The sequence below is a fragment of the Brevundimonas sp. 1080 genome (genome assembly GCF_040545985.1).
In the GTDB taxonomy this organism is placed as follows: Bacteria; Pseudomonadota; Alphaproteobacteria; order Caulobacterales; family Caulobacteraceae; genus Brevundimonas.
On sequence record NZ_JBEPMW010000002.1, the window covers coordinates 870,357 to 882,401 of the forward strand.

Annotated in this window: 10 protein-coding genes; 4 read left to right on the top strand and 6 right to left on the bottom strand. The window is 67.2% G+C overall.

Annotated elements, in window-relative coordinates; translation table 11 throughout:
- The first annotated feature begins 45 nt into the window (after positions 1 to 45).
- On the top strand, positions 46 to 714 hold the full coding sequence (locus tag ABIC32_RS09650; RefSeq protein WP_354074008.1) for a Crp/Fnr family transcriptional regulator: 669 nt from the start codon (positions 46 to 48) through the stop codon (positions 712 to 714).
- Here the strand turns inward: ABIC32_RS09650 and glmS are convergent.
- Entirely contained in the window at positions 675 to 2,489 is a 1,815-nt protein-coding gene (glmS, locus tag ABIC32_RS09655) for a glutamine--fructose-6-phosphate transaminase (isomerizing) (protein ID WP_354074009.1), read from the bottom strand. The two genes, ABIC32_RS09650 and glmS, sit on opposite strands and share 40 nt — an antisense overlap.
- Before the next feature lie 161 nt (positions 2,490 to 2,650).
- Here glmS and glmM point away from each other — a divergent pair, with 161 nt between their 5' ends.
- Positions 2,651 to 3,997, top strand: a complete 1,347-nt coding sequence (gene glmM / locus ABIC32_RS09660; protein WP_354074010.1) for a phosphoglucosamine mutase — start codon at positions 2,651 to 2,653, stop codon at positions 3,995 to 3,997.
- Here glmM and ABIC32_RS09665 read toward each other — a convergent pair.
- Both ABIC32_RS09665 and rph read right to left on the bottom strand, forming a co-directional pair.
- A complete protein-coding gene (locus ABIC32_RS09665; RefSeq protein ID WP_354074011.1) occupies positions 3,994 to 4,455 on the bottom strand; it encodes a hypothetical protein in 462 nt (153 codons plus the stop codon). The genes glmM and ABIC32_RS09665 overlap by 4 nt on opposite strands.
- A gap of 64 nt (positions 4,456 to 4,519) precedes the next feature.
- Positions 4,520 to 5,245, bottom strand: a complete 726-nt coding sequence (gene rph, locus ABIC32_RS09670) for a ribonuclease PH (RefSeq protein WP_354074012.1) — start codon at positions 5,243 to 5,245, stop codon at positions 4,520 to 4,522.
- A 66-nt stretch (positions 5,246 to 5,311) separates the two neighbouring features.
- Between rph and hrcA the strand changes: the two genes are divergently transcribed.
- Positions 5,312 to 6,406, top strand: coding sequence for a heat-inducible transcriptional repressor HrcA (gene hrcA, locus ABIC32_RS09675; protein ID WP_242078544.1), 1,095 nt, complete (start codon positions 5,312 to 5,314; stop codon positions 6,404 to 6,406).
- 44 nt (positions 6,407 to 6,450) lie between these two features.
- Positions 6,451 to 7,038: a nucleotide exchange factor GrpE gene (gene grpE, locus ABIC32_RS09680; RefSeq protein ID WP_354074125.1), complete on the top strand. Its 588-nt coding sequence runs from the start codon at positions 6,451 to 6,453 to the stop codon at positions 7,036 to 7,038.
- A gap of 24 nt (positions 7,039 to 7,062) precedes the next feature.
- Here the strand turns inward: grpE and ABIC32_RS09685 are convergent, their stop codons facing one another.
- The 3 genes from ABIC32_RS09685 to purH all read right to left on the bottom strand — a co-directional run bounded on the left by ABIC32_RS09685 (position 7,063) and on the right by purH (position 12,044).
- Positions 7,063 to 9,105 carry a S8 family peptidase gene (locus ABIC32_RS09685; RefSeq protein WP_354074013.1) on the bottom strand — a complete coding sequence of 681 codons (2,043 nt, stop codon included), beginning with the start codon at positions 9,103 to 9,105 and terminating at the stop codon, positions 7,063 to 7,065.
- A gap of 297 nt (positions 9,106 to 9,402) precedes the next feature.
- Complete coding sequence (locus ABIC32_RS09690) at positions 9,403 to 10,302, bottom strand: dienelactone hydrolase family protein (RefSeq protein ID WP_354074014.1); 900 nt, start codon at positions 10,300 to 10,302, stop codon at positions 9,403 to 9,405.
- Positions 10,303 to 10,439: 137 nt separating this feature from the next.
- Complete coding sequence (purH, locus tag ABIC32_RS09695; RefSeq protein WP_354074015.1) at positions 10,440 to 12,044, bottom strand: bifunctional phosphoribosylaminoimidazolecarboxamide formyltransferase/IMP cyclohydrolase; 1,605 nt, start codon at positions 12,042 to 12,044, stop codon at positions 10,440 to 10,442.
- Position 12,045: the final 1 nt, after the last annotated feature.

Below are 12,045 nucleotides of genomic sequence, written 5' to 3' on the forward strand. Positions count from 1 at the left end.
ACGCATGTTATCGCACCGAACGGCGATCGGCCGTCTAGACGGGTCATGTCTCAGTCGAACCTCGCCCACGCTCTATTGTCCGCCCTTGCGGTGCAGGGCCTGGACGAAGGCGACGCCTTCTTCGCCGAGGCTGGTGCGAGAACATCAACCGCACAGAATGGCGAGGCTGTCGTCACTCTGATTTTGTCTGGCGTCCTGGCGCGGATCGGGCTCGACGGCGCTCTGTCGCAGGGGCTGGCGTCCGGCGACGATGTGATCAACTTCGACTCTGTATTGGGCGGCGGTGAGCCAGAGTCGGCCGTTTGGTTGACGGCCGGACGATACCTGACCGTCTCCGCTCGCAAGCTGGCGCAAAAGGTCGATCGCGACAGTCTGGTCGAGATGGCGCTGATTGATCTTCGCCGTCGCAACATCGCCCTTCAGGCCGAGCTTTCGCGCCACGCCACATTGAAAGTCAGTCAGCGCCTGGCCGCTCTGTTGCTCGACGTTCACGACCGAAAGGGAGGCGACGTCCTGGCCCTTCGTCAAACCGAGCTGTCGCAGTTGATGGCTGTGCGACGCGCCAGCATATCGACCGCCTGCACCGAACTGTGCGCCGCCGGCGCCGTGCGGCTGCGGCGCGGCGCGATCCAAATCATCGATGCGAACGCCCTGCGCCGGATGACGGACGCGGCCTATTCGACCGTGACGGACTTGGCCAGGTTGCGGGGCTGATCGACGTCGGTGCCCTTCTGGACGGCTGTGTAATAGGCCAAAAGCTGCACCGGCACGGCATAGACCAGGGGCGCGATCAGCGGGTGACAGTCGGGGGCGTGGATGCGGCGAATGCCGGCGCCGTGCGGATCGGGCGCCTTTTCCGGCGCGATCATGATGACCGGACCGCCCCGCGCGGCGACCTCTTGTAGATTAGACGCGGTCTTTTCGAACACGTCGTCCAGCGGAGCCAGGGCGATGGTCGGGGTCTTTTCATCGATCAGCGCGATGGGGCCGTGTTTTAACTCTCCAGCGGCATAGCCCTCGGCGTGGATATAGCTGATCTCCTTCAGCTTCAGCGCGCCTTCCATGGCCAGCGGGAACATGGCGCCCCGGCCCAGGAACAGCACGTCGTCGGTCTTTGACAGATCGTGAGTCACGGCGCGGATGCTGTCGCCCATCGTCAGGGCCTCGGCGATCAGGCGCGGGCTTTCGAACAGGGCCTTGACCAGCTCGGCCTCGTGAGCCGCATCGATCCGACCGCGCGCCACGCCCGCCGCCACGGCCAGAGCCAAGAGCGCGGCAACCTGGGCGGTGAAGGCCTTGGTCGAGGCGACGCCGATCTCGGGTCCGGCATGGGTGGGCCACAGGACGGCGGCTTCGCGCGCCATCGAGGACGAGTGAACATTGACGACAGCGGCGGTCTGCAACCCCTGCGCCTTGCACCAAGTCAGGCTGGCCAGGGTGTCGGCCGTCTCGCCCGACTGGCTGACGGCGACCGCCAGCGTCTTGGGCGACACGGCAGGCGAGCGATAGCGGAACTCGGACGCGATCTCGACGTCGCAGGGCAGGCCGGCCAGCTTCTCGAACGCATAACGGCCGACCTGGCCGGCGTAAAAGGCCGTGCCGCAGGCGACGATCTGGATGCGGTCGATGGCGGCGAAATCGACGGGATTGGTCTTGGCCTTGCCGGTCACCAGGTCGAGATATTCCGACAGGGTGTGCTGGACGCTGTCGGGCTGTTCATGGATTTCCTTCTCCATGAAGTGGCGATATTCGCCCTTCTCGACCATGGCCGATGAGGACGAGACTTGGACGATGGCGCGTTCGACCGGCTTGCCCGCCACGTCGAACATCTGGGCGCCGGCCTTGGTCACGGCGACGTAATCGCCCTCTTCCAGATAGGAAATCTTCTGCGTGAACGGACCGACGGCCAGCGCGTCCGAGCCCAGATACATTTCATCCTCGCCCCAACCGACCACCAAGGGGCTGCCGCGTCGCGCGCCCAGGATCAGGTCGTCCGTCCCGTCGATCAGCACCGCCAGTGCATAGGCGCCGGTCAGGCGATCCAGAGTGGTCTTGAACGCCTCCAGCGGCGCGCGACCCGTATTCAATTCGGCGTCCAGCAGGTGGGCGATGACCTCGGTGTCGGTCTGGCTTTCAAAGACATGGCCTTCGGCGGCCAGCTCGGCTTTCAGCTCGGCGAAGTTTTCGATGATGCCGTTATGGACCAGGGTGACACGACCGGCCTTGTGTGGGTGGGCGTTGGCGGTCGTGGGCGCGCCGTGCGTGGCCCAGCGCGTATGGCCGATGCCGACCGTCGCCGTCATCGGCTCCTCGGCCAGGACGGCTTCCAGATTGCGGATCTTTCCTTTGGCGCGGCGGCGCTCGACCGCGCCATCGACCACCGCGGCGACGCCGGCTGAGTCATAGCCGCGATACTCAAGCCGCTTCAGGCTGTCGATCAGCCGGGGAACGACAGGTCCGTTGCCGGTGACGCCGATGATGCCGCACATGAGCGAAGGCTCCGAGAAGTCAGGAAAAGGGCGCCGCTTTGCACTGGCGGCGATCCGGGGCTAAGCCACACATCAAGCCCCATCGGCCGTCTATGCAATCTTAAGGCGGGCCGCATCAAAAAAGGGGTTTCGGAACGTTACCCGAAACAAAGGACCAGGCCTTGGGCGACAGAAAATATTTCGGCACCGACGGCATTCGCGGCCGCGCCAACACCCATCCGATGACGGCCGAGGTCGCGCTGCGCGTCGGTTTGGCCGCCGGGAAACTGTTCCGCACCGACGATGACCGCCGCCATCTGGTGGTGATCGGCAAGGACACCCGCCTGTCCGGCTATACGATCGAGCCGGCCCTGGTCGCGGGGTTTGCTTCGGTCGGAATGGACGTGCGCACCTTCGGACCCGTGCCGACGCCGGGCGTGGCCATGCTGACCCGCTCGATGCGGGCCGATCTGGGCGTGATGATCTCGGCCTCGCACAACGACTATGCCGACAACGGCATTAAGCTGTTCGGGCCGGACGGTTACAAGCTGTCGGACGAGATCGAACTGAAGATCGAGGCCATGATGGACCAGGGCCTGGACCAGGGCCTGGCGCCGTCGAACAAGCTGGGCCGGGTCAAACGCATCGATGACGCCCAGGCGCGTTATATCGAGATCGCCAAACAGGCCTTTCCGAAGCGGCTGACGCTGCAAGGGCTGCGCATCGCCGTCGATTGCGCCAACGGCGCCGGCTACAAGGTCGCGCCGACCACCCTGTTCGAACTGGGCGCCGAAGTCTTCCCCGTCGGCGTGACCCCGAACGGCAGCAACATCAACGCCGAATGCGGCTCGACCCATCCGGCGACCCTGGCCGATGCGGTCAAACGCTATCGCGCCGATATCGGCATCGCCCTGGACGGCGACGCCGACCGGCTGATCATCTGCGATGAGACGGGTCGGGTCGTGGATGGCGATCAGATCATGGCCCTGGTCGGGTTGGACTGGGCCAGACGCGGCCTCCTGACCGGCGGCGGCGTGGTGGCTACAGTCATGTCGAACCTGGGGCTGGAGCGTAAACTGAAAGCCGAAGGCCTGACGCTGGAGCGGACCAAGGTCGGCGACCGCTATGTCATGGAGCGGATGCGCGAAGGCGGCTTCAACATCGGCGGCGAGCAGTCGGGCCACATCATTCTGCACGACCACGCCACCACCGGCGACGGCCTGATGGCGGCGCTGCAGGTGCTGGCCGTCCTGGTCGAATCCGGCAAGCCGATGAGCGAACTGGCCCGCCAGTTCGATCCGGTGCCGCAGAAGCTGGAAAACGTCCGCTTCACCGCCGACAAGCCGCTGGAGACCGACGCGGTCAAGGCCGCCATCGCCGAGGCCGAAGCGGCCCTGAGCGGTCAGGGACGACTGCTGGTGCGTCCCTCGGGCACGGAAAAGCTGATCCGCGTCATGGCCGAGGGCGACGACGAGGCGCTGGTGAAGCGCGTGGTGGCCGATGTCGCGGGCGCGGTGCGCTCAGCCTAGGGCTTGCACGCCGCCGGCAGGTCGCCGTCGCGTTTCCACAGCTTGCAGGACCGGTCGATCTCGCCCTGGATCAGGTCGCAGGGGTTGGCGGCGTTGCAGGGCGGGCGGGTCGCCGGGCTGACCTGGATGCAGCGCTCGACCAGCCGGGCCGAGGCTGCGGCGCCGATGGCGTCGCGGCAGGGGACCTCGCTGACCGGCGCCGGCTGAGCGGGCATGTCCGGTCCTTCGGGGATGCTGGCCTCGACGTCCTCGGCCGGTTTGGTCGCTTCCTTCTCTGCGGCCGCCGGCTTGGCGGGCGCGGCAGGCGGCGGAGCGTCCGGCGCCAATGGAACCGCGTCGATGACGTCGCTGCGCGCCGCAGTGTCTCCGGACGCAGGCTGATCGGCTGGATCAGCGCGCTGACATCCGGCCATCAACACAACGCAGGCGGCCATCGAAAGCCAGGGGGATCGACGCATCGACTTGTCTCCGGTCAAGACTGACCTGACGAGGATGCCCGTCCGCGCCCCGAGGTGAAACCCCCTATCGCTTCACCGCCGCCAAGGCCGCCTTCTGCAGGGCGAACAGTTCGGCGCAGCCGGTCTCGGCCAGCGAGAAGAGACGATCGAACTCGGCGCGCGAGAAGCCGCGCTTCTCGCCGGTGGCCTGGACTTCGACGATCTGGCCCGAGCCGGTCAGGACGAAGTTTGAATCCGCCTCGGCCTCGGAGTCTTCTTCGTAATCCAGGTCCAGCACCGGCACGCCGTCGCAGACGCCGCACGACACGGCCGCCACCTGGTCCGTGATCGGGTCGGCCTTCAATACACCCTCGTCGCGCAGATAGTTCAGCGCCAGGCTCATGGCGACCCAGGCGCCGGTGATCGACGCCGTGCGCGTGCCGCCGTCGGCCTGGATGACGTCGCAGTCGATCAGCACCTGACGTTCGCCGAGCGCTTTCAGGTCCACCACGGCGCGCAGGGAGCGGCCGATCAATCGCTGGATCTCTTGCGTGCGGCCCGACTGTTTGCCGGCGGCGGCTTCACGACGCCCGCGCGTGTGGGTGGCGCGGGGCAGCATGCCGTATTCGGCCGTCACCCATCCCTGCCCCGAATTGCGCATCCAGCCGGGCACCTTGTCCTCAATCGAGGCGGTCACCAGCACCTTGGTGTTGCCGAAGCTGATCAGGCACGAGCCCTCGGCATAGCGGTTGACGCCGGTCTCGATGGTCACGGGACGCAGTTGATCGTCGGTGCGTTGCGAATGGCGCATGGGCGGGATCCTTGGAAGTCTGACCTTGGAAGCTGTGGCGGCGGTGCTTATCCTGAAACCGTGAGCCTGTATGCCCCGAAAAACCCGCCGTTCGACGCCGGCCAGTCCCTCGCAGGTCTGGCGGGGCTGGATGCGCGGGCGCGCGACATCTTCCGTCGCATCGTGGAAAGCTATCTGGAGACTGGCGAGCCGGTCGGGTCGCGGACCCTGTCGCTGGGCGGGATCGCCCTGTCGCCAGCCTCGATCCGCAACACAATGCAGGATCTGACCCTTGCGGGCCTCTTGGCCGCGCCACACACCTCGGCCGGGCGGATCCCGACCCACGCGGGCCTGCGCCTGTTCGTGGACGGCCTCTTGGAAGTCGGCGACCTGACCAAGGAAGAACGGCGCGAGATCGATGGGCGGCTGGCGGGGCGCGGTCGGAACTTCGAGGCGGCGCTGGATGAGGCGTCTAACCTCTTGTCAGGCCTGGCCGGCGGGGCAGGCGTCGTCTCCAGCCCCGTGCGCGATTCTGGCGTCAAGCATGTCGAGTTCGTCGCCCTGGGCGGCGATCAGGCCCTTGCTGTCATCGTCGCTGACGACGGCACGGTCGAGAACCGGATCATGACCCTGTCGGCCGGGGTCACGCCCTCGACCCTGGTCGAGGCCTCCAACTTCCTGAATGCCCGCCTGCGCGGCCGGCCCTTCGCCGACGCCCGGCGCGAGATGACCCAAGAGTTGGAAATCGCACGGCGTGAATTGGACCAGACCGCCGCCCGCCTGGTCGAGGACGGTTTCGCCGCCTGGTCCGGCGGCGCCGACCGGGAGCGCGCCCTGATCGTGCGGGGTCGCGCCAACCTGCTTCAGGACCGGGAAGGCCTGGCCGATCTGGAGCGGGTCCGCGTCCTGTTCGATGATCTGGAGCAGAAGGAACAGCTGATCGGCCTGCTGGACGGCGTCGATGCGGCCCAGGGCGTGCGCATTTTCATCGGCGCCGAGACACGGTTGTTTTCACTTTCGGGTTCCGCCGTGATCGCGGCGCCCTATATGAGCGGCCGACAGCGGGTTCTGGGCGCCATCGGCGTCATAGGCCCCGCAAGACTGAACTACGCCCGTGTCATTCCGTTGGTGGACTATACCGCCCGGGTGCTGGGCCGGATGCTGGACGGGAACGACAAGTGAGCGACAAGCCCCTTAACGACGAACTGAACGCCGTGGACGCCGACATGGCCGAAACCAATGCCGAACACGGGCTGGACGCCCATCCGTCCGACGATCTGGCGCCGCTGGACGCCGTGATCGCCGAGCGTGACGAGTGGAAGGACCGCGCCCTACGCGTCGCCGCCGAGATGGAGAATCTGAAGCGCCGTTCGGAGACGCAGCAGAACGACGCGCGCGCCTTCGCGATCCAGCGCTTCGCCAAGGACCTGCTGGGCGTCGCCGACAATCTTGAACGCGCCCTGATGGCTGCGCCCAAGGACGCCGAGGGCGCAACGGACGGTCTGGTGACCGGGCTGGAACTGACGCAAAAGGCCTTGCTGCAAGCCTTCGACGCCAACGGCCTGAAGCGCGTCGCGCCCCAAGCCGGCGAGGCCTTCAACCCACACCTGCACCAGGCGATGATGGAGCAGCCGTCCGAGACCGTGCCCGGCGGATCGGTGATCCAGACCATGCAGTCCGGCTTCGAACTGTTCGGCCGCACCGTCCGCCCCGCCATGGTGGTCGTCGCCGCCAAGGGATCCGGCGCCCAGGCTCCCAACCCCTACGGCGCCGCCCCCGCCGCCGACGGACAGGCCTTCGACGGCAAGGCATGATCCGCAGTCGTCAGGCGGCGTCGGTCAGAACTGACGCCGCCAGGCTCCGATCAAGGCGAACTCCGGCGGCGCGTCTGCGACATGGCGCGGCTCGCGGCTGGCGACCGCTTGAAGCGTCATGCTGGACCCATCCCACAGCTGGCGTTCGCCCCCGAGGATGAAGTCGATCTGACGGCCGCTGGGCGTCGCCGAGAAGCTGCGGCGCGAATAGGTCAGCGGATCGAAATATTCGACCGGAACATCCGCCAGCATGGCCGAGAAGGTTCCGCGCTCGATCCTGAGCGGCTGAGCCAGGGTGAAGCTGATCCGGTCGCAGATCATCGAACAGCCCGTCAGCAGGCCCAGCCGCCAGTTCGAACTGATCGCCGCCTGATCCATCGACAGGAACCGGCCCTCGATCCGGGTCGACCCCATCCCCGCCTCGCCGATCAGGCGCAGGCCCGGCCGAAGGGTCCAGTCGCCGCCCAGCGCATAGAAGCTGGTCCGCGACGGCAGGGCGAAGTCGGATCCGCCCGGCAGGAAGGCGCCCAAGGGCCCGAGCCGTTCATCCAAGGCGCCCACGCTGAACGACAGACCGCCGTCCGCTCCGCGCCATCCAATCGCCGCGCGACTATAGGTCGAGGCGTCCTGCTCGACGCGACGCAGCGGCATCCGGCGATCGCCGCCGCCGCTCTCGCCCGAGATCGTCACCGCGCCGAACCGCATGGCGCCGCGCACGGCGTGGTCGGCCTGGGCCAGGGCGGCGAAACCGTCGCCCGCTGCGCCGTTGAACGGCGATATCGCCCCGCCCTTGCCTTGCCAGACCGAAAAATTCATCCGGCCCGTGGCGACGTCGAGCATCGCCTCCTGACGCGGCTCGTCCCCCATCCAAGGCGCATCATACAGATCGTAACGAGGCGCAATCGGGTCAGGGCGGACACTGGGTTGCGCCGCAATCAGGTTCAATCGACCGCCGCCCGGCAGGGCCAGGGTGGTCGTCGCCGTGGTGTTTTGCTCGAACGGCGCCGCCTGATAGGACCGGCTGGGCGCAGTCGAATAGGCGCCGCCCAGTTGGACGGCGAACATGCGATCATAGGCGTCGTAAAGCACCGTGTTCAGCGCCGTCTGCCGACCGAAAGCGTCCCCGAACGCCGCGCCGACGAAGCTGCCCGGTTCGCTCATGCTGACGATGGAGCTTCCGTCGGCCATCGGCGTCGAGGTCGTTCCGACCGGTCTGAACGCGCCGGCCATATCCAGCAGGCCGCGCCCATAGACGATGTCCGTGCCGGGGTCGCCGGCGTCGCGTGCGGTCGTCAGCAAGATATCCAGAGCCGCACGCGCCGTCAGATTGGGGAAGGCCTGCATCAGCAAAGCGAGCGCGCCGGAGACATGCGGCGCCGAGAAGGATGTGCCGTTGACGCGCCAACACGACGTGCCCTCGCACCCAGTGATCACATCCTCGCCCGGCGCTGAAATATACCCGGCCGCCGTATCCCCTGCCCGGTTCGAGAAGCTGGACATCGCATCGGTCGCGCCGTGCGATCCGACCGCGATGACGCTGCCAGCGAACCGGGGGTCGATGGCGTAACGCGCGGGCCAGCCCGGATTGGCGTTGCCGTCATTGCCCGAAGAAGCCACGATCACGGCGCCCGAGTTGACGGCGCGCAGCAGCGCCGCCTCAAACGCCGAGCCCAGCCGCCCGTCCCCGCCCAGCGACATGTTGATGATCTTGACGCCATTGGCGACGGCGTAGTCCAGCGCGCGCACCAGATCCGAACTGCTGAAACAGACGTCCGTATTCTTGTCCGTGCAGTCAGAGATATCGGTACGGATCGACAGGATGGTCGAATTGTACGCCACCCCGATCGTACCGAACCCGTTGAAGTTCGAGGCGATCACGCCCGACACGCGCGTACCGTGGCTGCTTGACGCCACATAGGGCGTGTTGCGTCCGACGACCACGTCAGTCGAGGCGCTGGAAATACGCCCCTCCAACTCGGGCAAGGTATTGGCAATGCCGGAGTCGACGACGGCGACGGTGACGCCGGCTCCGGTCGCACCGGCCTGCCAGGCGGATTGGACCTTCATATTGGCCAAGCCGTAGTTCCGCAGATACTCGCTCGACGTGACCGAGGGAGGGGGCGGCGGCGGCGGAGGCGGTGGTGGGGGCGGAGGTGGGGGAGGCGGCGGGGGTGGCGGGGGCGGAGGAACGGGGGGCGTGATCGTGCCGCCGCCGCCACCGCCTCCACCACCGCCTCCGCACCCTGCGAGAGGCAGAAACAGCAGACCGATACCCAGGACGATCGCCCCACGAAGCCGCAATCCGTTCACGCCCTACCCTCCCATACTCGGGCTGCTCCCCGCAGCCTTGGCGCCAGTAACGCCCTAATTCTTTAACGCTTTATCGAACGTCGCCAGCAGCTTGGACCAGCCGTCCTTGGCGTCTGCTTCCGAGTAGCTTGCGCGGTAGTCGGCGTGGAAGCCGTGCTGGGCGTCGGGATAGACGACGATCTGGCTGCCGGTCTGGCCGGCGCGGGCCAGGGCTTCGCGCATCCGTTCGACGCTGGCCAATGGGATGCCCTGGTCCTTGCCGCCGTACAGGCCGAGCACGGGCGCCTTCAGATCGTCGGCGATGTCGACCGGCCAGGGTTGGCCCGATGAGATCTGAACCGGCGTGGCGTCTGCGGCGGGCGCCAAACGGCCATACCAGGCCACGCCCGCGCCGATGGCGGCGAACCGGGCCGCCGCCTGCCACACCACCTTGCCGCCCCAGCAGTAGCCGGTGATGCCGACCTTGCCGTCCTTGGACCACGACTGTTGGCTGGCCCATTCCAGCGTCGCCGACAGATCGCCCATCACCTGCTCGTAGTTCGCCGCCGCGACGATCTGCATGATCCGCTGCATATCCGACAGCGGCGCGGGATCCTCGACCCGGACGAAGAAGGCTGGCGCAATGGCGGCGTATCCCTGCTTGGCCAGACGGCGGCAGATGTCGCGGATATATTCGTGGACGCCGAAGATTTCGGACACCACCACGACGACCGGGAAAGGCCCGTCGCCCGCCGGCCGGGCGACATAGGCCGGAAGCTGGAACCCGTCCGGCGCGGCATAGGTCACGGTCTCGGTCGACAGGCTCTCGGCGTCGGTCGTTATGGGCTTGGCTTCTTTGGCCAGGGCCGCGACCGCATAGCCGGAAAAGAGCAAGCCCCCCAAGGCGCCCAGAGTTCGACGACTCAGTTTCAGATCGTCGGCGGTCTGGCCTTCGGGGCGGATCAGCACGGTCATGGGACGCTCCAACGCGGGAAAGACGTCAGAGCATCACGGCTGACGGCAGTCGTCCAGTCACGATAAGGCGCGGATAAGAGAAAGCGCTTAAGCAGCGAGCGACCGCGTCGCGAGCGTCAGCGCCCTTCCTTCCAGCATCAGTGTCTGAAGACCCGCACCCCGGTGAAGGCCATGGCGATGCCCTTCTCGTCGGCGGCGGCGATTACCTCGGCGTCGCGCATGGAGCCGCCGGGCTGAATCACCGCCGTGGCCCCGGCTGCGACAGCTTCCAGCAGCCCATCGGCGAAGGGGAAGAAGGCTTCGGACGCACAGGCCGACCCCTCGGCCAGCGACTGCGTCAGCCCCTTGGCTTCACCCGCCTCCTTAGCGCGAATAGCGGCGATGCGGGCGCTGTCGCGACGGTTCATCTGGCCGGCGCCGATGCCGGCCGTCTGGCCGTCCTTGGCGTAGACGATGGCGTTGGACTTGACGTGCTTGGCCACGGTGAAGGCGAACAGCATGTCCTGGATCTCGGTCGGCGTCGGCTGGCGCTTGGTGACGATCTTCAGGTCCGAGGGCTTGATCAGCGACCGGTCGCGGCTCTGGACCAGGAAGCCGCCGGCGACCGAGCGGAATACCTCGCCCGCGCCGTGGGGGTCGGGCAGGCCGTCGGTGATCAAAAGGCGTAGGTTCTTCTTGGCCGCGAAGACGGCCTTGGCTTCGTCGTCGGCGCCGGGGGCGATAACGACCTCGGTGAAGATGCCGGTGATGGCGCGGGCGTCTTCGCCGTTCAGCGGACGGTTGACCGCGATCACGCCGCCGAAGGCTGAGACGGCGTCGCATTCCAGCGCGCGAGCATAGGCTTCGGACAGGTCCTTGCCCACGGCCACGCCGCACGGATTGGCGTGTTTGACGATGACCACGGCCGGCTGTTCGAACTCGGCCACCAGCTCATAGGCGGCGTCAGCGTCGGCGATATTGTTGTAGCCCAGTTCCTTGCCTTGAACCTGGTCGGCATAGGCCACGCCCGGACGGCGTTCGCCGGTGCAGTAGAAGGCGCCGGTCTGATGCGGGTTTTCGCCATAGCGCAGGGTCTGGGCCAGGGCGCCCGCGATGGACTTGCGGGCCGGGGCGGCATCCTCGATCTGACCGGCGAACCAGCTGGAGACGGCGGCGTCATAGGCGGCGGTACGGGCGAAGGCGCGGGCGGCCAGGCGCTTGCGCAGGGCCAGGTCGGTCGAGCCTTCGGCCTTCAGCGCCTCAAGGATCAGACCGATGCTCTCGCCGTCGACGGCGACGGCGACGTAGCCGTGGTTCTTGGAGCCAGAGCGGATCATGGCCGGGCCGCCGATGTCGATGTTCTCGACCGCCGCCTCGAACGCGCCGCCGGCCGCGACGGTGCTTTCGAACGGATAGAGGTCGATCCAGACGATATCGATGGCGCCAATGCCGTGGTCGGTCATGGCCTGGGCATGGTCGGCCGCGTCACGCACGCCCAACAGGCCGCCGTGAACGATGGGGTGCAGGGTCTTGACCCGGCCGTCCATCATCTCGGGGAAGCCGGTCAGATCGGCGACATCCTTGACCGGTAGGCCCAGTTTCTCGATCGCCGCGCGTGTGCCGCCGGTCGAGACCAGTTCGACGCCCAGATCGTGCAGCGTGCGGGCCGCATCCTCCAGCCCGGCCTTGTCGGACAGAGAGATCAGGGCGCGTTGCGGCTTGACCCGGTCAGGGGCGGGCGGAAAGTCGGGAGCGGCGGGCATG

Bases quoted from the DNA above. Each gene is read 5' to 3' on its own strand.
- ABIC32_RS09650 (WP_354074008.1), top strand. From the start codon at position 46: ATGTCTCAGTCGAACCTCGCCCACGCTCTATTGTCCGCCCTTGCGGTG.
- glmS (WP_354074009.1), bottom strand. From the start codon at position 2,489: ATGTGCGGCATCATCGGCGTCACCGGCAACGGACCTGTCGTTCCCCGG.
- ABIC32_RS09665 (WP_354074011.1), bottom strand. From the start codon at position 4,455: ATGCGTCGATCCCCCTGGCTTTCGATGGCCGCCTGCGTTGTGTTGATG.
- rph (WP_354074012.1), bottom strand. From the start codon at position 5,245: ATGCGCCATTCGCAACGCACCGACGATCAACTGCGTCCCGTGACCATC.
- grpE (WP_354074125.1), top strand. From the start codon at position 6,451: ATGGCCGAAACCAATGCCGAACACGGGCTGGACGCCCATCCGTCCGAC.
- ABIC32_RS09685 (WP_354074013.1), bottom strand. From the start codon at position 9,105: ATGAAGGTCCAATCCGCCTGGCAGGCCGGTGCGACCGGAGCCGGCGTC.
- ABIC32_RS09690 (WP_354074014.1), bottom strand. From the start codon at position 10,302: ATGACCGTGCTGATCCGCCCCGAAGGCCAGACCGCCGACGATCTGAAA.
- purH (WP_354074015.1), bottom strand. From the start codon at position 12,044: ATGCCCGCCGCTCCCGACTTTCCGCCCGCCCCTGACCGGGTCAAGCCG.